The organism is Amycolatopsis plumensis (assembly GCF_042652605.1).
Classification (GTDB): domain Bacteria; phylum Actinomycetota; class Actinomycetes; order Mycobacteriales; family Pseudonocardiaceae; genus Amycolatopsis; species Amycolatopsis plumensis.
In genome coordinates, this window is sequence record NZ_JBHSJY010000001.1 from 845,634 (window position 1) to 865,671 (window position 20,038).

A 20,038-nucleotide genomic window follows, 5' to 3' on the forward strand; every position below is an offset into this window, starting at 1 on the left:
TGGCCAGTAGATCCCGCGCGTGGTCCCGTGCGCGCCGAAGTTCGCTCGTCACGCTGATGAGCCTGAGCCTGCTGGGCGCCGCAGCACAGGCACTCCCCGCGCAAGCCGACGCACCCGCGCAGCCCGTCATCGGCCAGCCCGCCAAGGACAAGGACGGGTGCGCCAAGATCGAGAAGAGCCTGCCGACCCTGGCGGACTGGCCGAAGGTCGACAGCCGGCTGAAGGGGAAGGCCGGCGACGAGCAGCGGATCGCCGAAATCCTCAAGGGCATGACCCTGGAGGAAAAGGTCGGGCAGATGACGCAGCCCGAGATCGCCGCCATCACCCCCGACGAGGTCCGCCAGTACGCCATCGGCTCGGTCCTCAACGGCGGCGGCTCGTGGCCGGGCGGGAAGAAGTACGCCACCCAGCAGGACTGGCTGAACCTCGCCGACGCCTTCTGGAACGCCTCCAAGACCAGCCGCACGAAGATCCCCGTCATCTGGGGCATCGACGCCGTGCACGGCAACAACAACGTCTACGGCGCCACCGTCTTCCCGCACAACATCGGCCTCGGCGCCGCGCACGACCCGTGCCTCGTCCGCGACGTCGCCGGCGCCACCGCCCGGCAGATCCGCGCCACCGGCCAGGACTGGGCCTTCTCGCCCACCCTCGCCGTCGTCCAGGACGACCGCTGGGGCCGCACCTACGAAGGCTTCTCCGAGGACCCGCGCATCACGCGCTCCTACGGCTTCGAGGCCATCAACGGCCTCCAGGACGGCGCGACCAAGCGCATCGGCTACAACGGCGTGATCGCCACCGCCAAGCACTTCATCGGCGACGGCGGCACGATCAACGGCCAGGACCAGGGCGTCAACCCCTCGTCCGAGGCCGACATGATCAACATCCACGGCCAGGGCTACTACGGCGCGCTCGCCGCCGGCTCGCAGACCGTGATGGTGTCCTTCAACAGCTGGACCAACGCCGACCTCGGCATCAACGAGGGCAAGCTGCACGGCAGCGACAAGGCGCTGAACCAGATCCTCAAGGGCAAGATCGGCTTCGACGGCCTGGTCGTGTCCGACTGGAACGGCATCGGCCAGGTCACCGGCTGCACGAACTCCTCGTGCCCGCAGGCGATCAACGCCGGCATCGACATCGTGATGGTGCCGAACGACTGGAAGGCGTTCATCACCAACACCGTGGCGCAGGTCCAGAGCGGCCAGATCCCGATGTCCCGCATCGACGACGCCGTCACCCGCATCCTGCGCGTGAAGCTGCGCGACGGCCTGTTCGAGTCGCAGAAGCCGTCCGACCGCTCCTACGCCAACTCCGACGAGGCGCTCAAGGACAACTGGCTGGCCCGCGACGCCGTCCGCGAGTCGCAAACGCTGCTGAAGAACAACGGCAACGTGCTGCCGCTCAAGCCGTCCTCGAAGGTCCTGGTCGTCGGCAAGAGCGCCGACAACATCGCGAACCAGACCGGCGGCTGGACGCTCAGCTGGCAGGGCACCGGCAACACGAACGCCGACTTCCCGAACGCCACGTCGATCCTGACCGGCATCAAGCAGAACCTCGGCGACGCCAACGTCACCTTCGACGCCACCGGCACCGTCGACCCGAAGGGCTTCGACGCGGTCATCGCGGTCATCGGCGAGACGCCGTACGCCGAGGGCGTCGGCGACCTGACCCGCAAGAGCCTCGAAGCGGCGCGCCTCTACCCCGAGGACCTGGCCGTGCTGGACAAGGTCAGCGGCAAGGGCACCCCGGTCGTCACCGTGTACGTCGGCGGCCGCCCGCTGTACATGAACAAGGAGATCAACCGCTCCGACGCGTTCGTGGCGGCCTGGCTGCCGGGCACCGAGGGCGGCGGCGTCGCGGACATGCTGGTCAAGGGCAAGGACGGCACGGGTTACCAGGGCACGCTGAGCTACTCGTGGCCGAAGAGCGCGTGCCAGTCGCCGCTCAACCCGTGGTCGCCGGGCTACGACCCGCTGTTCAAGCTCGGCTACGGCCTCAAGACCGGGCAGCGCGTGACGATCGGGCAGCTGGACGAGACCTCCGGGCCGGCGTCCTGCACCTCGACCGGCGGCGGCGGGACCGCGACCGAGGACCTGTCGATCTTCGACCGCACCGACGTCCCGCCGTACACGAGCCAGATCGGCTCGACGGAGAACTGGGGCGGCACGGTGATCGGCCCGGACGGGACGGCGGCGCACACCGAGATCAACGTCGTCCCGACGGACGTCAACGTGCAGGGCGACGGCCTGAAGGCGACCTGGACGGGCGCCGGAGCGGCCCAGCTCTACATGCAGAACACGGCGGGCACCAACGATCTGCGCGGCTACCTCAACGCCGACGCGGCCCTGGAGTTCGACACGACCGTGCAGCAGGCACCGGCCAACCGGACGGTGATCAGCATGCACTGCGTCTACCCGTGCTTCTCCGAGGTGAACGCGACCAAGCTGTTCACGGACCTGGCGGGCGGCCCGAAGACGACGGTGAAGATCCCGGTGTCCTGCTTCGACAACGGGCTGGACTTCGAGCACATCAACACCCCGTTCCTGGTCTACACCGACGGCACGTTCCAGGCTTCGTTCGCGAACGTGCGGTGGGTGCCGAAGGGCGCGAAGGATCCTGATGCGAGAACCTGTTCGAGCTTGACCTGACGGCGACCGGGCCGGGAGCGAATCCGCTCCCGGCCCGGTTCGTTTCCGGCACGATGCACCTGCCGGTCAGTGCTGCATGCCGTGCCGGTCGAAACCGGTGCCTGGGAAGCGCTTCCGGCGATCGTGCGCGGCAAGCCGCACGGGGCCTCATCCCGTCCTGGTCAGGTGGCTGCCGACGATGACACCGCCGGAAACCGTGTACGTGCCGGAAAACGTGCGGGTGGAGCCGTCGGTCTGGACAGCCGACAGCACCACGTGGACGGTGCTGCCGCGGACGTCGGTGACCGTCAGCGTGTCCCACACCGTCGTGGCGAAACCGTTGGCGTACTTGGTGTACCCACCGCCGCCCGCGATGTGGCTGCCGCCGAGGGACCACGCCGTGGCGAAGTCACGCCGGTTGATCGCGTCGTAGTACGCGATCACCACGCCCGCTTCCGTGGTTTGCCTCGGTGGCGGGGAAGCCGGCGGCTGGACGTACACCGGGACGGGCACCGCGACCGTGGCGGTGCTGGTCGACGGTGCCTGCGGGACCACGGTGACCGGCACCGGCACGCCGGTCACGGGGATCCCGCACGCGGCCGCGCCCAGCAGCACCAGGGCGCCCACGGCGATCTTGGTCGCGTTCACGGCCATCACCTTCTTCCGTGTCCGCCCCCTGGAATCGGGCGGTCGGCCGGATCTGCAACGGATCCGGACAACCGCGACGCAAGCGTTATCCCGGCCAATCCCCGCCGGGATCACCACTCCGACGAAGACTGTCCCGTGCCTCAAGGTGTGAAGATCCGGTCAGGATGCGGTGGGAACGGTGTCAGGACGCCTACCCTCGACGCCGTGTGCGCACGTGTACTGGTCGCCGAGGACGACGAGAAGCAGGCTGAGGTTCTCCGGCTCTACCTCGAGAGCGAAGGCCACGCCGTGGTGCTGGTCCCGGACGGCCGGGCCGCGCTCGACGAAGCCCGGCGCGATCGGCCCGACCTGGTGGTCCTGGACGTGATGATGCCGAAGGTCGACGGTCTCGACGTCTGCCGGATCCTGCGCCGGGAGTCCGATGTCGCGGTGCTCATGCTGACCGCCCGCGCCACCGAGGACGATCTCCTGCTCGGCCTCGACCTCGGCGCCGACGACTACCTGACCAAGCCGTACAGCCCGCGCGAGCTGATGGCCCGGGTGCGGACGCTGCTGCGGCGGACCGCCGGGCGCCGCGAGCCGCCCGACACCGCGTTGCGGGCCGGTGGGCTGCGGCTCGACCCGGTGCGGCACGAGGTGTCGGTCGGCGGGCGCCCGGTGGAGACGACCCCGGGCGAGTTCCAGCTGCTCGAGACGCTGATCCGGCAGCCGGGCCGGGTGTTCACCCGCCGTCAGCTGCTCGAACTGACCCGGGGCGACGACCGGTTCGTCAGCACCCGGATCATCGACGTCCACGTGCTCAACCTGCGGAAGAAGCTCGAACCGGACCCGCAGAAGCCCGTCTACCTGCGGACCGTCTTCGGCGTCGGGTACAAGCTGACGGCGGAAAATGAGCCCGGGTAGCTTTCCGCGGCGGCGCAGCCTCGTCGTCCGGCTCACCGCCGTCTCCCTGCTCATCGCGCTCGCCTCCATCACCGCGACCGCGTGGCTCGCCGTGCAGACCACCACCCGCGCGATCCAGCAGGAGCAGGGCCAGGCCCTCTCCGGCGACGCGACGATCTACACCGAGCTGCTCGGCTTCGCCGCGGTGAACCACACGTGGGACCAGGTCGGCCCCCGGCTGCGGGCGCTGTCGGAGCAGACCGGCCGCCGGGTCGTGCTGACCACCCTCGACCGGCGCGTCCTCGGCGACTCCGGGGGCGCGCCGGTCACCCTGCCGGTCAAGGCGACCGCGTCGGTCGACCCGCTGCACGTCGACCCGGTGCTGCTGCCCGAGGCCGGCACGAGCGGCATCGACCCGCGCGCGGCCGGTCCGTTCAAGCTGCCGCCGTCCGAACGCGAGGAGCTCGCCACCCTGGCCAGGAAGGCCACCGCCTGCCTCGGCGCGATCGGCCTGCCCAGTCAGGTGCGCGACTCGCCGACCGGGCGGCCGCTGCTCACCGGGCTCGACCAGCTGTCCGCCCGCTACTACGCCGGCAAGTGCGGGCTGTTCGAACTGGCCGAACCGACGCCGACCGAGCAGGCCGCGCTCACCGGCCTGAACGACATCGTCAACCGCTGCCTGCAGAGCCAGGGCGCCGAGCCGGTGAAACTGGGCCTCGACCTGGAAGCCCTCGAAATCCCGACCCCGCGGCCGGTCCAGGGCTGCCTCGACGCGGGCCGCCGCGAGCAGCTCTCGCCGTACGTCGCGCCGCCCGCGTTGCTGTTCACGCTCGGCCCGGGCGGCTCGCCGCTGCCGACGTTCACGCTCTCCCGGGAGAACCTGACCCGGATCTTCGCGGTGACCGGCGGCGTGCTGGTGCTGGCCGTTGTCCTCACCGCCCTCGTCGCGCGGCGGCTGTCCCGCCCGCTGCGGGCCCTGACCGAGGCCGCGCTGCAGGACCGGCCGGCGCCGGTGAAGTCCCGTGACGAGGTCGGCTACCTCGCCGCCGCGTTCAACGACCTCACCGCGCGGCGCGAACGCATCGAGGAGCAGCGGAAGGCGATGGTGAGCGACATCGCCCACGAGCTGCGCAACCCGCTCAACGTCATCCGCGGCCGGCTCGAAGCCGCCGAAGACGGGCACCTGCCGTTCGACCGGGCCCTGAGCGCGTCACTGCTCGAGGAGACCGTGCTGCTGCAGCACATCGTCGACGACCTGCAGGACCTCGCCGCGGCCGACGCCGGGCAGCTGCGCCTGCACCCCGAGCCCGTCGACGCCGCGGAGCTGGCCGGCCACGTCGCCGCCGCGCACGCCGACCGGGCCGCCGCCGGTGGTGTCACGCTCACTGTCGAAGCGCTCGGCGAAGCCGCGTTGACCGCCGACCCGGTCCGGCTCCGGCAGATCGTCGGCAACCTGGTGACGAACGCGATCCGGCACACCCCGGCCGGCGGCCGGGTGACGATCCGCGTCTCGGCCACCTCGGACGAAGTGACGCTCGCCGTGGCCGACACCGGCACCGGCATCGCCGCCGAGGACCTGCCGCACGTGTTCGACCGGTTCTGGCGGGCCGAGAAGTCCCGCAGCCGCCAGACCGGCGGTAGCGGGCTCGGGCTCGCCATCGTGCGGCACCTCGTGCAGGCCCACGGCGGGACGGTGACGGTGGAGTCCGAAGTGAACGCCGGATCGACGTTCACCGTCCGGCTGCCGCGGCAGAGCTACAGAGGAAGGCCGGCGTAATTCTCGGCCAGCTCGGTCTTCGCGGGGAGGGAACTCACCGTGCGGTGCAGCTGGGAGAGCTGGAGCTGGGCGTCGAAGTCGTCGCCGTGGCGGTGCAGCATCGACGTCATCCACCACGAGAAGTGCGTGCAGCGCCAGACGCGCCGCAGCGCCGTCTCCGAGTACGCGTCGACGAGCCGGTCGTCGCCGCGGAAGGACGCCGTCAGCGCCCGCGCCAGCAGGGCGACGTCCGCCACCGCCAGGTTGAGCCCCTTCGCCCCGGTCGGCGGCACGATGTGCGCGGCATCCCCGGCCAGGTAGAGGTTTCCGTGCCGCATCGGGGTCGTCACGAAGCTCCGCATCGGGAGCACGCTCTTCTCCGTGATCGTCCCGGTCTCCAGCGTCCACCCCGGAACGCCCAGCCGCTGCGACAGCGCCGTCCAGATCCGGTCATCGCTCCACTGCTCGATATCTTCGTCCGGCGCGACCTGCAGGTAGAACCGGCTGACCCGCGGCGAGCGCATGCTGTGCATGGCGAACCCGTCCGGGTGCCAGGCGTAGATCAGCTCGTCCGTCGAGGGGGCGACGTCGGCCAGCACGCCCAGCCAGGCGAAGGGGTAGGCCCGCTCCCAGACCTGCGACCGGGGAACCGACGCGCGGCTCGGCCCGTGGAACCCGTCGCAGCCGACGACGACGTCGGCGTCAATCCGCCGTGCCGTGCCATCACCGTCCACAAAGGTCACGTGTGGCGTGCCGGTGACGTCGTGCAGCGTGACGTCGGCGGCCGAGTAGTACGCCGGGCGGCCGGCCTTCTCCCGCGCCGCCATCAGGTCCTTGGTCACCTCGGTCTGACCGTAGACGGTCACCGACCGTCCGATGAGGTCGGTGAAGTCGACGTGGTGCCGGTTTTCGGGCCACTGCAGGTAGATGCCGCGGTGCTCCATGCCTTCGACGTCGAGCCGGGCGCCGAGGCCGACGTCCCGCAGGAGTTCCACCGTGCCCGCCTCGAGGATCCCGGCGCGGATGCGCGCCTGGACGTACTCCGCGGTCTGCCGCTCGACCAGCACCGAGTCGATGCCTTCGAGCCCGAGCAGGTGGGACAGCAGCAGCCCGGCCGGGCCGGCGCCGACGATGACGACCTGGGTGCGCACGGCGAACGTCCTTTCACGCGAGGAGAGCCCGAGCATGGATCGGCGGCCGCGCCCGCCACTACGGCATTCTCATTCAGTGAGAGGAATTCCCCATCGCCCGCGAGATGCCGCGCGCCGCGGCCTGCAGGGCGGGGATCTGCGTCCGCGCGTTCCGGTCGTTGGGCACGATCACCGACAGCGCCGCGACGACGTCGCCGCCCGGGCCCCGCAGCGGGACGGCGATGCCCGTGGTCTCTTCGTCGATGAAGCCCGCGCAGAACGCGTAGCCGGTGCGCCGGACGTCGGCGAGGAACCGGCGCAGCCGCGCCGGATCGGTCAGCGTCGTGCGGCGGAAGGCTTCGAGCGGGCCGGCCAGCACGTGTTCCTGCAGGTCGGCGGGCGCGTGGGCGAGCAGCACCAGCCCGGACGACGACGCGTGCAGCGGCAGCCGCCCGGCCACCCGCGTCACGTTGACGACCGCGCCGGGCGCCGAGAGCCGCTCGACGAACAGCACCTCGCGGTCCTCGAGCACCGCGAGCTGGGTGTGGTGCCCGACGACGGCGTACAGGTCCTCCATGAACGGCATCGCCGCCTCGCGCAGCCCGAGCGTCGGCGAGGCGCGGGACGCCAGCTCCCACAGCCGGACGCCGACGCGGACCCGCCGGTCCGGATCGCGCCGCAGCCAGCCGTGCCCGACCAGCTCTTCGACCAGCCTCGACGCCGTCGCGACGGGGAGATCCGCCCGCCGCGCGATGTCGGTGACGCGCAACGCCGGCGTGTCCGGGCCGAAGGTCTCGAAGATCCGGACGACACGGCTCAGCACGGATTCGCCCTGCGCCGGCTTGACCACGTCGGACAGTGTGCCCCACCCGGGCGGCGGGGCACACCGCCCGGCGTCACGGCAGGACGTTCAGGAACGGTTCGTGGCTGTTCTGGAACTCCCAGCCGTAGTACTTGTCCCAGTTGATCGACCACGTCATCAGCCCGCGGAAGTTCGGCGAGGTGCCGCCGCGCAGCGTGTACGAGCCGCAGCCACTGCCCTTGACCAGGCAGTTCACCGCGGTCTGGACGTCGGCGGGTGAGGTGTAGCCGTTGCCCGCGCTGACCGCGGCGGGCAGCCCGATCGCGATCTGGTCCGGCCGCAGGCCGGGGAAGAACTGCCCGGTGTTCGCGACGCTGAAGCCGGCCTTGAGCATGTCGGTCATGGCGATGTGGAACTCGGCTCCGCCCATGTTGTGGTACTGGTTGTCGAGGCCCATGACCGGGCCGGAGTTGTAGTCCTGGACGTGCAGCACGGTGAGCGAGTCCCGCAGCGCGTGGATGACGGGCAGGTAGGCGCCGGTCCGCGCGTCCCCGGCGCCCGAGCCGCCGTAGAACTGGTAGCCGACCTGCACGAAAAACGTCTCCGGCGCCATCGTGAGCACGAATCCGGAGCCGTACTTGGCCTTGAGCGTCTTCAGCGCGGAGATCAGGTTGACGATGACGGGCGTGGTCGGGTTGCGGAAGTCGGTATCCCCGGCGTTGAGCGACAGCGAGTGCCCCTCGAAGTCGACGTCGAGGCCGTTGAGACCGTACTTGTCGATGATCGCCGAGACGGAGCTGACGAACTTGTCCCGCGCGGCGGTGGTCGTCAGCTGGACCTGGCCGTTCTGCCCGCCGATGGAGATGAGGACCTTCTTGCCCTGCGCTTGCTTGGCCTTGATCGCGGCGACGAAGTCGGCGTCACTTTCGACGTTCGGGCACTCGGTGGCCGGGCAGCGGTTGAAGCGGATGTCCCCGGAGGTGACGGAGGTCGGCTCGCCGAAGGCCAGATCGATGATGTCCCAGGCGGCGGGCACGTCGGCCATCCGGATGTAGCCGGAGCCGTTCGCGAAGCTGGCGTGCAGGTAGCCGACGAGGGCATGCTTGGGCAAGCCGGTGTCAACGCACCCGGAGGTGCTCCCGCTGGCCGCGGCGCTCTTCGGCGACTCCCCGGCACCGTTGTAGGCGGCGACCGTGTAGCTGTGGGTGGTGCAGGCGGTGAGGCCGCCGACGGTGGCGCTGGTCCCGCTGCTCGTGGCGACGACGGTGCTGCCTTCGTAGACGCGGTACCCGGTGACGGTCCCGGCGCTGGCACCCCAGCTCAGGGCCACGGAGTTGGCCGTGACGGCGGTGATCTGCGGGGTGCCGGGGGAGGTGGGAGTGCCGGGGGTGTTGCCACCGGGGCCATCGAGGACGACGTCGTCGGCGTAGTAGGTGCCGGCGCCGTACCAGCCGTGGAGGTAGAGCTGGGCGGAGGTCTGGTTGCCGGTGGTGAAGCTGAGCGACAGCTGGTTGTAGGCGCTCGAGTTGCCGGACCAGGTCGAGGGGCCACCGGTGACCCCGAGGTAGACGGGGTTCCCCCGCACCCAGGCGGAGACGGAGTAGGTGGTGTTGGGCTGAACGGAGACGGTCTGCGAGCACTGGGCATAGTCGGCGCCGGCGGGGGTGCCGGCGAGGGCATGACTGCCGGAGTGCACAGGGCTGGTCACGGCGGTGGCATTGGCACAGGTCCAGCCGGCCAGCGACCCGGCGTCGAACCCGGGATTGGTGAGGAGGTTGGCGGCCGCGGCGGGGACGGCGAGCAGCCCCGAGAGCGCGAGCAGGAAAGCGGCGAGGGTTGCGGAGAGTCGGGAACGCCTCATCGGGTCCTCCAGTCAGGGAGAGACCCTATTGTCTGGACCAATGTGTGAGTTGTCCAGACCAAAAGGAGGGTTGACAGAGGCGGCCGGGCAGCACGGCTCAACAAAGCCACGGCAGAGCGATCCCCGAGCACACCCCCCTGCCGACCCGATACAAAGCCGCATCAGCGGCCGTCACGCCGGGTCAAGGCACGCTTTCCCACCTTGACACCTTCGCCACCAACCGCATCCGCCCCGCCCCCACCCGATCAACCACCCGGACACTCCGCCACCCCACCGGCACCTCCCCCGCCAGCAGCTCCTCCCGCCACTTCCCCACCCGCCGCACATGCCGCGCAAACGACCGCGCCCGCACCACCCGCCCCCGGCTGCGCTGCCCCGCCAGCGCGATCTCCGCCGGCACGTCGAGGAACAGCAACCGCACCGATCGCCCGCTGACCACCCCGACCAGCGCCAGCAGCGCCCGGGTCGAAGCGCGCGTCGACGGCTCGTGGACCACGATCGGGCCGTCCTCACCCAGCGCGCGCCCGACGATCCGCAGCCGGTGCCACGCGTGCACCAGCGGCCGGTACCAGCGGTACGGCACCGCCGCCGGGACCACCGCCCCGAGCCGCTCCCGGACCTGGTCGGAGTCCAGCACCGACAGGCCCGCCGCGGCGTGGCGGAGCATGGTCGTCTTGCCCGCTCCGGGCAGCCCCGCCACGACGAGCAGGTCGCGCGGGCCGAGCTCGAGGACAGAGGGCTCGCTCATGCCCCGCCAACGTCCCGGCGAAGGTAATGGTTCCTTTACCTTGAACTCACCCTCCGTGACGGACAACCATCCGTGCGGCGAAGACCACCCGGCCGGACAGCCCGTTGTCACCCGCCGTGCCCACGTCACTCCATCGCCTGAAAACCCATGCGCGGCAAGGCATCCGATACCGGAACCCTTCGGGCGAAGATCGCTCCGGCCCCTTCCCGGCGTACGGAAAATCCCTATCTTCTGAAAGGGACGCTCAGTGAGAACAGGGGAAACTCGTCATGACCCAGTCGCTGGAACTCCCGGTCCAGGAATTCTGTCTCGATTGGACGCTCACGGGCGGCGAAGGCGCCCGGGTCGGGATCACCCTCTCCGGTCAGGTGTCCCTCTTGGACAACAACCGGTTCTACAAGATCGACGGCGTCGTCTACGTCACCGAGGGCGACGCCGACATCCGCGCGGTCGGCAACCCGCGGATCTCCGTGCGCCGCAACGGCGTCGAGAAGTCCGGGCGCCAGTGGGGCTGGGAAATGTGCTCGGCGCGCAAGAGCCTCGGCGCGCTGAACACGATGGAGGGCTACTTCGTCCGCACCGGCTACTGGGCGCCCGCCGACCGCGCCATCCAGCTGAGCCTCTGCGCCGAGCAGGGGTGGAACCGGCGCAAGAGCTACAGCCCGAACGTCACCGTCCGGATGGTCGACTGACCACTGTGGACGCCCGGCGCCGCGCCGCCGCGACGACCAGCCCGGCCGCGACCGCGCCGGCCACCGCGCACCCGGCCCCGAACCCCGGCGACGGCTCGTGCACGCGCAACACCGACACGCACAGCCACACCGCGGCGCCGAACAGCAGGCCCAGCACCGGCCCGCCGATCGCCGCGCCCCGCCAGCGGTGGCCGTTGCGGATCGTGCGCAGCCCCGACTCGAGGTAGGCGAGGGCGAACAACGCCAGGATGAGGCTGCCCGCCCCCATCGCGCTGGCCAGCGGGTGCTGGCTGGTGAGCAGGGTGAACGTCTGGGTGGCCGAACCGGTTCGCACCTCGGCGGTGACGGCGCCCCCGACGATCCACCGGGCGATCCCCGGCAGGGTGAGTTCCGCGGTGAAGCCGTTGCCGTCGGGCTTGGCCTCGCCGGCCGCGGACCCGAGCGGAATCCCGGCGGCGGACAGGTCGAGTGCGACGCGGCCGGGGTTCCCGGGCCCGGTGAAGACCAGCGGCTTGCTGAGGTCGACTTCGACGGGCGCCGAGACGGAGGCACCCCCGAGCTGCAGCCCACCCGGCACCTCATGCGGCAGCCGGGCCGGGTTGAGCAGCGCGAGCACGACGAGCACGATCGCGGCCGCCGCCGCGGCCAGCCGCAGCCACACCACGGCGGCCTGGGAAGCGCCGGAACCATCGCCCGCGCCGCCGGAACCCTCGGCGCCCGGCGCGGCGCCAGCCCGCCCGGCCCCGCCTTCGCCGCCAGGCCGGCCCGCTCCGGCGACCCCGACACCACCCGCGCCACCAGGCCAGCCCGCTCCGGCGACCCCGGCACCACCCGCGCCGCCAGGCCGGTCCGCTCCGCCTTCGCCGCCAGGCCGGCCCACTCCGGCGACCCCGACACCACCCGCGCCACCAGGCCAGCCCGCTCCGGCGACCCCGGCACCACCCGCGCCGCCGGGCCGACCTGCTCCGGCGCCGCCCGGGTTGCCGGACCACCCAGTGCCCTCGGCACCCAGCCCGGCCTGCCCGTCAGGCGCTCCCACCAGCGTCGCCCCGGGCCGCGCCACCGGGCGCGTCCTCGCCTCTGCCGGCGCCGCCGGTGCGGTCGCCGAATTGAGCCCGGCGATCACCCTCGGCGTCAGGTGCAGCACCGGCACCCCGGACCGCTCCAGCCACCCCGGCCCGTACACGACCGTCGCCGCCGCGGCGAGGTCCGCCGCGAACGACTCCGCTTCCCGGTACCGCGCGTCCAACTCGCGGGCCAGGCTGCGCATCACCACCCCGGCGACCGGCGACGGCACCCCGGAAATCGGCTGCGGGTCGGTGAACATGTGCTGGCGCATCATGCTGATCGCGCCGCGGGTGTTGTCGAACGGCAGCCGGCCCGACAGCAGCTCGTACAGCACCGTGCCCGCCGCGTACACGTCGGCCGCCGGGCTCAGCGCGTTGCCCATCGCCTGCTCGGGGGCGATGTACGCCGGTGTTCCGAGGATCTCGCCACCGTGCGTCACCAGCGTGGCGCCCTCGCTGATCACCCGGGCGATGCCGAAGTCGGCCACCTTCACCACGCCCTGCGTGCTGAAGAGCAGGTTCCGCGGCTTGACGTCGAGGTGCAGCACGCCCGCCCGGTGCGCCGCGTGCAGCCCGGCCAGCATCGCCAGCCCGATCGCGCACGCCTGCTCGCCGCTCACGCCGCCGCCGTGGAAGCGGCTGTGCACCGTCCCGCCGTCGAGGCGTTCCATCACCAGCAGGTGCTCGCGGCCGGTGCGGACGTAGTCGTACACCGGCACGATGTGCGGGTGGTCCAGGCTCGCGAGCACCCGCGCCTCGCGGTCGAAGAGCTCGCTGCTCGCCGCGTGGTTGAGCACGTCCCACGGCAGCTGCTTGATCGCGACGCTGCGGCCCAGCGTCCGGTGCACCCCGGCGAACACGACCCCCATGCCGCCCTCGCCGATCGACTCCCCGATGTCGTACTGCGGCAGGGCGGCGACCAGCTCGGCCGGTGCGCTCATCGGGTGAGCTCCTGCGTGGACGGGACCGCGAGCCGGACCGTCTGGTCACTCTCGGTCACCGCGGGCGGGGCCGGGTGCGGGGTCAGGTAGCCGAGCAGGAACGCGATCGCCGCCGCGCCGAGCACCACCGGGATCTCGACCGCCGGCTCGGGCGGGACCAGGCGCAGCACCGACAGGCTGATCACCGCGACCAGGCCGGTGCCGAACCCGGCGGGCAGGAACCGCACGCCGCGGCGCCAGCGGTTGGGCGCCAGCCGGTGCCGGGCCAGTGCCAGCAGCGCCGTCACCCACGCCAGGATGGTCAGCACCAGCATCGCGAGGCCGAAGACCCCGTAAACCGACCAGAAGGAGCCGCGGACGTCGGCGACCGTGGTCGCCTCCCCCAGCGTGACGCGGCCGGCGTCGAGCAGCTCGACCGACGACGGCAGCAGCCCGGTCGCCTGCCCGGCCAGGTCGCCGAGGTCGAGGACGAACGTCCGGGACACCGAGCCGCGGGCCGGCACCTCGAAGGGCGCGGTCGTGTCGTAGGCGAAGAAGGTCAACGCGAGGGCGACGCCCGAGAGCCGCACGCTGCGGACCTTCACCGGGGCGGTGCCGGGGTTGGTCGCGACGACCTGCAGCTCGACCTGGCTCGCCGGATCGATCGCGACGGTGGCGTCCTCGATCGGGCGCTGGTCGATCGACACCTGCAGCCGCAGGGAGCCGGAGTCCGCCGACGCGGGTGGCGCGCCCAGCAGCACCGCGCACAAACCCAACGCAACCCCCGCCGCGATGACACGTCCCATTGGGCACCCCTACTTGCCTTATCGACTGGCCTGGAATGCTACAGCGAGCACACACCGGGGAGGGACGTCCCAATGCGATTCGTGGTTCGGCTGTTTTTCGGCGCCGTGGCCGGAACGTTGCTTCTGCTCGCCGGGGCGGGCACCGCCAACGCACAATACACATCGTCGGTTGGTTTGAAACCGTCGAGCGGCCAGGCCGGGAGCTCCTTCACCATTTCCTGGAATTTCTACCCCTGCAAAGGGCCGGTCACCTTTTCCTGGAACGGCACGCCGATGTGGTCGGCGAACGCGACCCTCACCGAGACCAGCGGCACGGTCGCGGCCACCGTGCCCGGCGGCGCCCAGCCGGGGACCTACCCGGTCACCGGCACGTGCACCAACGCCCGGACCGGCGGCCCGCTCAGCGCCGGCAGCCGGTTCACCGTGACCGCCACGCCCACCACCACACCCCCGCCGCCGGTGACGACCACGCCGCCCCCGCCGGCGACCACGCGCCCGACCCGGCCCGGCACCACCACGACCCCGGCCAAGCCGACGACCACCACCCCGGCGCCGACCACGAGCACGCCGCCGACGACGACGGCGACGACCCCGCCGGCCACACCCGGCACCCCCACGACGTCCACCACCGCGCCGAAGCCCGGCGAGCTGGTGCTCGACCACCCGAGCATCAAGCCCGGCGACGCGCTTTCGGCGTCCGGGAAGGGCTGCCTGCCGGGCCGGATGGTGACGCTGGTGTCCGACGGCACCGAGGTCGGCACCGCCTACACCGACAGCTCGGGCGCCTTCACCGCACCGGTCGAGTTCACCCGCATCGAGGCCGGGCCGCACACCGTGATCGCCGAGTGCGGCGTGCGGCTGACCGGGGCCGTCGACCAGGTCGTGACCCGCTCGTCCGGCGGGCAGACCGGCACGCTGGTCGTCCTCGTGTTCTTCGTCCTCGCGGGCATCACGGTGATCCGCTTCCGGTGAGCCCCGGTTGACATGCAGCCGTCCGGCTGCCTATCGTCAAAAGGCAGCCGGACGGCTGCATTTCGACGGGAAGGCGCGATGGACGAGGTCTTCAAGGCACTGGCCGATCCCAGCCGCCGCCTGCTGCTGGACGTGCTCAACGAGCACAACGGCCAGACCCTGCGCGAACTGTGCGCGGGGCTGGACATGGCCCGCCAGTCGGTGAGCAAGCACCTGGCCGTGCTCGAGGCGGCCGGGCTGATCACCACGACCTGGCGCGGCCGGGAGAAGCTGCACTACCTCGACGCCGGCCCGATCAACGCGATCGCCGAGCGCTGGATGACCCGCTACGACCGGCGGCGGGCCGGCGCGCTGGCCGATCTCAAGCGAGCACTGGAGTCCGTACCGATGAACGATTTCGCCTACACCACCTACATCAACACGACGCCGGAGAAACTCTGGCAAGCGCTTACCGATCCGGCGTTCACGAGCCGGTACTGGGGTGTCTCCTTCGAAACCGACTGGAAAAAGGGCTCGCCGATGACGTGGGCCGAACGAGGCGCGAAATCGAGCGATCCCGAACAGGTCGTGCTCGAATCGGAGCCCCACCGACGGCTGTCGTACACCTGGCACACTTTCACCGCCGATTGGGCGAAAGCGAACGGCATCGACGCCGAAACGCTGGAAAAACTGCAGCGGGAAAGCCGGAGCAAAGTCACGTTCACCATCGAGCCGCACGGGGAAATGGTGAAGCTGACCGTGCTCCACGACGGTTTCGACCCCGGCAGCACGACGCTGGAGATGTGCAGCCAGGGGTGGCCGGCCCTGCTGTCCAGCCTGAAGACGCTGCTGGAGACCGGTGCACCCCTTCCGTGACCCCCGCCAACCGGTCTAATTACCCGAACCAGACAGATCTGGCACAGAGATACGTCTGAATCCTCCCCGTTTCGTGAGCGCCCCGCTGAAGTCCGGGTGAATTTCGCTCGTTCGACCGGATCCGATGCGGTTTTGCGGGCGTTAGGCTCGCATAATCCGTGACCGGTGATGGTCCGATCGAGTGACGGGAGAGTGCGCGTGCCGGGGTCAGTGCGTACCCGCTGGATCGTGGTGGCCGTGGTCGTGGCCGCCGCGGCGGGCGCCGTCGTGGCGTTCTGGCCGGACGACGCGGCCGCCGTCGACCCCGAGATCGCGGTCTCGCGCTCGGCGTGCGGCACCGGCTGGACGGACCCGAAGCCGGGACCGCAGACGTTCCGCCTGCACAACACCGGGTCGGTGACGGCCGAGGTCGACCTGATCGACCCGGCCACCGGCGTGATCTACGGCGAGGTCGAGGGCCTCGGCGCGGCGACGACCCGGCCGTTGCAGGTGAACCTGGGCAACGGCAGCTACGCGTTCCGCTGCCTGCCCGAGGACGCGGGCGCGATCGTCGGGCCGTCCGTGCGGATCACCGGCGGCGCCGAGCGGACCGGGCCGGGCGTCGCGCCGGTGACGCACGACGACCTGCTCGGCCCGCTCAAGGCCTACCAGCAGCACGTCACGGCGGGGCTCGGCGAGCTGGTGGCGAACACCGGCGCGCTGAAGAACGCGGTGCACGGCGGTGATCGCGCGGCGAGCCAGGCCGCGTGGCTGACCGCGCACCTGACGTACGAGCGGCTGGGCGCGGCCTACGACGCGTTCGGCGACTCCGACGGCGCCCTCAACGGCACGGCCGACGGCCTGCCGGGCGGCGCGGCCGACCCGGGTTTCACCGGCTTCCACCGCCTGGAGCAGGGCCTTTGGCACGGCGAGGACCTGAGCGGGCTCGCCGCCGTCGCCGACCAGCTGGACACCGACGCCCACGCGTTGCAGACGTCCTTCGCCGACAGCCAGGTCGACGGGAACGACCTCGGGCTGCGCGCGCACGAGATCATGGAGAACACGCTGCAGTTCGAACTGACCGGCCGCACCGACTACGGCAGCGGCACGAACCTGGCCACGGCCCGCGCCAACCTCGACGGCACCCGCGCGGTCCTGGACGTCCTGCGGCCGCTGCTGACGCCGAGGTACCCGGACCTGTCCAAGGTGGACAGCTGGCTGAACCGGACGCAGTCCGCGCTGGACGCGGCGCACCGTCCGGACGGCACGTGGCTGCGGCCGGCGGAGCTGGGCCGGGAGCAGCGGCAGAAGCTCAACGCGGACGTGAGCGAGCTGACCGAACTGCTGGCCCCGATCGCGGCGATCGCCGAGCCGAGGAGGACCTCGTGACGCACTCGCCTGGCGAGAACCGGACCGCGGGTTCGCCGCACGGGCCGATCGGCGGAACCGGCCTCCCCCGCCGTTCGTTCCTGCGCCGGGCCGCGATGGGGGCCGGTCTCACCGTGGCCGCCGGGGCCGGGCTCGGGGCTTCCTCCGCGACCGTCACCGACGGCAGTTCGCCCGTGCCCTTCCACGGCCCCCACCAGGCCGCCATCCTCCGCAAGCCGCCGTCCCAGACCATCGTCGCCTCCTTCGACGCCGTCGCCGAGTCCAAGGCGGAGCTCACCGAGCTCTTCCGCGCGATCACCGACCGGGCCCGGTTCCTCACCGCCGGCGGGGCGCCCGCGTCGCTCGGGATCACCGCGCCGCCCGCCGACTCCGGGGTGCTCGGGCCCGTCGTGCCCGGCAGCGATCTCGGCGTCATCCTCGGCGTCGGCGCGAGCCTCTTCGACGACCGGTACGGGCTCGCGAAACTCAAGCCCGCCAAGCTGAAGCCGATGACGACGTTCCCGGACGACGCCCTGGACCCCGCCCAGTGCCACGGCGACCTCAGCCTGATCCTGTCCGCGAACGACACCGACACCGTCCTGCACGCGCTGCGGGACATCGCCCGCGCCACCCGCGGTGGCATGCAGCTGCGCTGGAAGCTCAACGGCTTCAGCTCCCCACCGCGCCCGGAAGGCACGCCCCGCAACCTCATGGGCTTCAAGGACGGCACCGCCAACCCCACCGGGTCCGAACTAGACGGTCTCGTGTGGACAGCGGGCGAACCCGCGTGGACCGCCGGCGGCAGCTACCAGGTGATCCGGCTGATCCGGATGCTCGTCGAGTTCTGGGACCGGGTCTCCCTGGCCGAGCAGGAGAACATGTTCGGCCGCCGCCGGGACACCGGCGCCCCGCTCGACGGCACGCAGGAAACCGACGTCCCCCGGTACGCCGACGACCCGGTCGGCACGGTCATCCCGCTGACCAGCCACATCCGGAAGGCGAACCCGCGCACGCCGGAGACCGACGCGAGCCGGATCCTGCGCCGCGCGGTGAACTACGACCGCGGCGTCGACAGCAACGGCAACCTCGACATGGGCCTGCTGTTCGTCTGCTACCAGCAGGACCTCGAGCGCCAGTTCGAGGCCGTCCAGACGCGGCTGGCCGGCGAACCCCTGACCGACTACATCTCCCCGTTCGGCGGCGGCTACTTCTTCGCGCTGCCGGGTGTCACCGGCCCGGACGACCACTTCGGGCGTTCCCTGCTCACCTGAAGTCCCCACCACGAAAGGAATCCACTGTGGACAGAAAGACCCGTCGGCGACGACGCGGCCTGCTCGGCGCCGGGGCCCTCGCCTCCGCCGCCGCGCTGGCCGTCGTCACCGGCTCCGCGGCGACCACCGCGGACGCCCAGCCGCTGAACCTGTTCCCCGCGCACTGGATCCCGACGTCGACGCCGATCAAGCACGTCGTCGTCATCTTCGGCGAGAACATCTCGTTCGACCACTACTTCGGCACCTACCCGAACGCGGCGAACACCGACGGCACCCCGTTCACCGCCGCGCACGGAACCCCGAAGGTCAACGGCCTGGACCACCGGCTGCTGACCGACAACCCGAACGCGTACAACCCGAGGCGGCTCACCCACGAGCAGGCGATGACCTGCGACCAGAACCACAACTACGGCGCCGAGCAGGCCGCCTTCAACGGCGGCAAGATGGACAAGTTCGTCGAGAAGACCGAGACCGACAAGTGCACCGGGCAGCCGATCCTGTTCGGCGAGCCCGGCCTGGTGATGGACTACTACGACGGCAACACCGTCACCGGCATGTGGAACTACGCCCAGCACTACGCCCTGAACGACAACTCGTTCAACACGGTGTTCGGCCCGTCCAGCCCCGGCGCGATCAACCTGATCTCGGGCAACACCCACGGCGTCCAGGCGGTCGACCCGGTGACGCACGAGCCGGTCAGTGACGCCTACGCGGTGCAGTCACCGGACTCCAGCGGCGTCGGCACGATGATCAACGACCCGGACCCGGCCTGGGACGACTGCTCGGGCAAGAACCACACGAGCAAGGACAACCTGGCCACCATGCACGGCCGCAACATCGGTGACCTGCTCAACCAGCGCCACGTCACCTGGGGCTGGTTCCAGGGCGGCTTCCGCCCGACCGGCTCGGCCAACGGGTACGCGGTCTGCGGCCAGACCCACACGAACGTCGGCGGCAACGCGGTCGTCGACTACAGCCCGCACCACGAGCCGTTCCAGTACTATCCGTCGACGTCGAACCCGAAGCACCTTCCGCCGTCTTCGGTGCAGGCGATCGGCCAGACCGACCGCGCGAACCACCAATACGACATCTCGGACTTCAACGACTCGCTCCAGGCCGGCTCGATGCCCGCGGTGAGCTTCCTCAAGGCGCCGGAGTACCAGGACGGCCACGCGGGTTACTCGGACCCGCTGGACGAGCAGCAGTTCGTCGTCGGCGAGATCAACAAGATCCAGCAGTCCCCGGACTGGAAGTCGACGGCGATCGTGCTGGCCTACGACGACTCCGACGGCTGGTACGACCACCAGCGCTCGCCGATCGTCAACGGCTCGCACGACGCTTCGCAGGACCAGGCGATCTGCACGGCCAAGGCGACGACGGTGGGCACGTACGCCGACCGCTGCGGCTACGGCCCGCGCCTGCCGCTGCTGGTGGTTTCGCCGTTCAGCAAGGTCAACCACGTCGACCACACGCTGACGGACCAGACGTCGGTGCTGAAGTTCATCGAGGACAACTGGTTCACCGGCCGCATCGGCGACTCGTCGTTCGACACGCGCGCGAACTCGCTCACCGGGATGTTCGACTTCTGGTGGCCGAAGGCCCGCAAGGTCACCCTCGACCCGAAGACCGGAGCCGTCGTCCACTAGCGCCCCTG

The 20,038-nt window shown here is 71.1% G+C and carries 16 protein-coding genes; 9 read left to right on the forward strand and 7 right to left on the reverse strand.

Annotation, left to right across the window (positions count from 1 at the left end; genetic code table 11):
• The first annotated feature begins 56 nt into the window (after nt 1–56).
• A complete protein-coding gene (locus ACFPLC_RS04065) occupies nt 57–2,648 on the forward strand; it encodes a glycoside hydrolase family 3 protein (protein ID WP_378189053.1) in 2,592 nt (863 codons plus the stop codon).
• Between the two features lie 147 nt (nt 2,649–2,795).
• Here ACFPLC_RS04065 and ACFPLC_RS04070 read toward each other — a convergent pair whose 3' ends face one another.
• Nucleotides 2,796–3,281: a hypothetical protein gene (locus ACFPLC_RS04070; RefSeq protein WP_378188530.1), complete on the reverse strand. Its 486-nt coding sequence runs from the start codon at nt 3,279–3,281 to the stop codon at nt 2,796–2,798.
• Nucleotides 3,282–3,479: 198 nt separating this feature from the next.
• Here ACFPLC_RS04070 and ACFPLC_RS04075 point away from each other — a divergent pair, with 198 nt between their 5' ends.
• Both ACFPLC_RS04075 and ACFPLC_RS04080 read left to right on the forward strand, forming a co-directional pair.
• Nucleotides 3,480–4,178, forward strand: a complete 699-nt coding sequence (locus ACFPLC_RS04075) for a response regulator transcription factor (RefSeq protein ID WP_378188531.1) — start codon at nt 3,480–3,482, stop codon at nt 4,176–4,178.
• The gene (locus tag ACFPLC_RS04080; protein WP_378188532.1) at nt 4,165–5,934 is read left to right on the forward strand and encodes a sensor histidine kinase; all 1,770 of its coding nucleotides are present in this window, start codon (nt 4,165–4,167) and stop codon (nt 5,932–5,934) included. Before ACFPLC_RS04075 ends, ACFPLC_RS04080 begins: the two co-directional genes overlap by 14 nt.
• On the opposite strand, the gene ACFPLC_RS04085 is transcribed toward ACFPLC_RS04080, so the two are convergent.
• From ACFPLC_RS04085 to ACFPLC_RS04100, 4 genes are all read right to left on the reverse strand, one after another.
• Nucleotides 5,913–7,064, reverse strand: a complete 1,152-nt coding sequence (locus tag ACFPLC_RS04085) for a 4-hydroxybenzoate 3-monooxygenase (protein WP_378188533.1) — start codon at nt 7,062–7,064, stop codon at nt 5,913–5,915. The genes ACFPLC_RS04080 and ACFPLC_RS04085 overlap by 22 nt on opposite strands.
• 73 nt (nt 7,065–7,137) lie before the next feature.
• The gene (locus ACFPLC_RS04090) at nt 7,138–7,893 is read right to left on the reverse strand and encodes an IclR family transcriptional regulator (RefSeq protein WP_378188534.1); all 756 of its coding nucleotides are present in this window, start codon (nt 7,891–7,893) and stop codon (nt 7,138–7,140) included.
• A gap of 46 nt (nt 7,894–7,939) precedes the next feature.
• Complete coding sequence (locus tag ACFPLC_RS04095; protein WP_378188535.1) at nt 7,940–9,706, reverse strand: chitinase; 1,767 nt, start codon at nt 9,704–9,706, stop codon at nt 7,940–7,942.
• Nucleotides 9,707–9,887: 181 nt separating this feature from the next.
• Nucleotides 9,888–10,454, reverse strand: coding sequence for an AAA family ATPase (locus tag ACFPLC_RS04100; RefSeq protein WP_378188536.1), 567 nt, complete (start codon nt 10,452–10,454; stop codon nt 9,888–9,890).
• A 269-nt stretch (nt 10,455–10,723) separates the two neighbouring features.
• On the opposite strand from ACFPLC_RS04100, the gene ACFPLC_RS04105 reads away from it, so the two are divergent.
• Nucleotides 10,724–11,146 carry a hypothetical protein gene (locus tag ACFPLC_RS04105; protein WP_378188537.1) on the forward strand — a complete coding sequence of 141 codons (423 nt, stop codon included), beginning with the start codon at nt 10,724–10,726 and terminating at the stop codon, nt 11,144–11,146.
• Here ACFPLC_RS04105 and ACFPLC_RS04110 read toward each other — a convergent pair.
• Both ACFPLC_RS04110 and ACFPLC_RS04115 read right to left on the reverse strand, forming a co-directional pair.
• The gene (locus ACFPLC_RS04110; RefSeq protein ID WP_378188538.1) at nt 11,124–13,154 is read right to left on the reverse strand and encodes a serine/threonine-protein kinase; all 2,031 of its coding nucleotides are present in this window, start codon (nt 13,152–13,154) and stop codon (nt 11,124–11,126) included. The genes ACFPLC_RS04105 and ACFPLC_RS04110 overlap by 23 nt on opposite strands.
• Complete coding sequence (locus ACFPLC_RS04115; RefSeq protein WP_378188540.1) at nt 13,151–13,939, reverse strand: hypothetical protein; 789 nt, start codon at nt 13,937–13,939, stop codon at nt 13,151–13,153. The genes ACFPLC_RS04110 and ACFPLC_RS04115 overlap by 4 nt, the downstream gene beginning before the upstream one ends.
• Before the next feature lie 72 nt (nt 13,940–14,011).
• On the opposite strand from ACFPLC_RS04115, the gene ACFPLC_RS04120 reads away from it, so the two are divergent.
• The 5 genes from ACFPLC_RS04120 (at nt 14,012) to ACFPLC_RS04140 (ending at nt 20,030) form a co-directional block, all read left to right on the forward strand.
• Nucleotides 14,012–14,911 carry a hypothetical protein gene (locus ACFPLC_RS04120; RefSeq protein WP_378235697.1) on the forward strand — a complete coding sequence of 300 codons (900 nt, stop codon included), beginning with the start codon at nt 14,012–14,014 and terminating at the stop codon, nt 14,909–14,911.
• Between the two features lie 78 nt (nt 14,912–14,989).
• Nucleotides 14,990–15,766: an ArsR/SmtB family transcription factor gene (locus ACFPLC_RS04125; protein WP_378189055.1), complete on the forward strand. Its 777-nt coding sequence runs from the start codon at nt 14,990–14,992 to the stop codon at nt 15,764–15,766.
• 210 nt (nt 15,767–15,976) lie between these two features.
• On the forward strand, nt 15,977–17,134 hold the full coding sequence (locus ACFPLC_RS04130; RefSeq protein WP_378189056.1) for an EfeM/EfeO family lipoprotein: 1,158 nt from the start codon (nt 15,977–15,979) through the stop codon (nt 17,132–17,134).
• Nucleotides 17,135–17,229: 95 nt separating this feature from the next.
• Nucleotides 17,230–18,384: a Dyp-type peroxidase gene (locus ACFPLC_RS04135; RefSeq protein WP_378189057.1), complete on the forward strand. Its 1,155-nt coding sequence runs from the start codon at nt 17,230–17,232 to the stop codon at nt 18,382–18,384.
• 26 nt (nt 18,385–18,410) lie between these two features.
• Nucleotides 18,411–20,030: a phospholipase C gene (locus ACFPLC_RS04140; protein WP_378188543.1), complete on the forward strand. Its 1,620-nt coding sequence runs from the start codon at nt 18,411–18,413 to the stop codon at nt 20,028–20,030.
• The last annotated feature ends 8 nt before the right edge of the window (nt 20,031–20,038 follow it).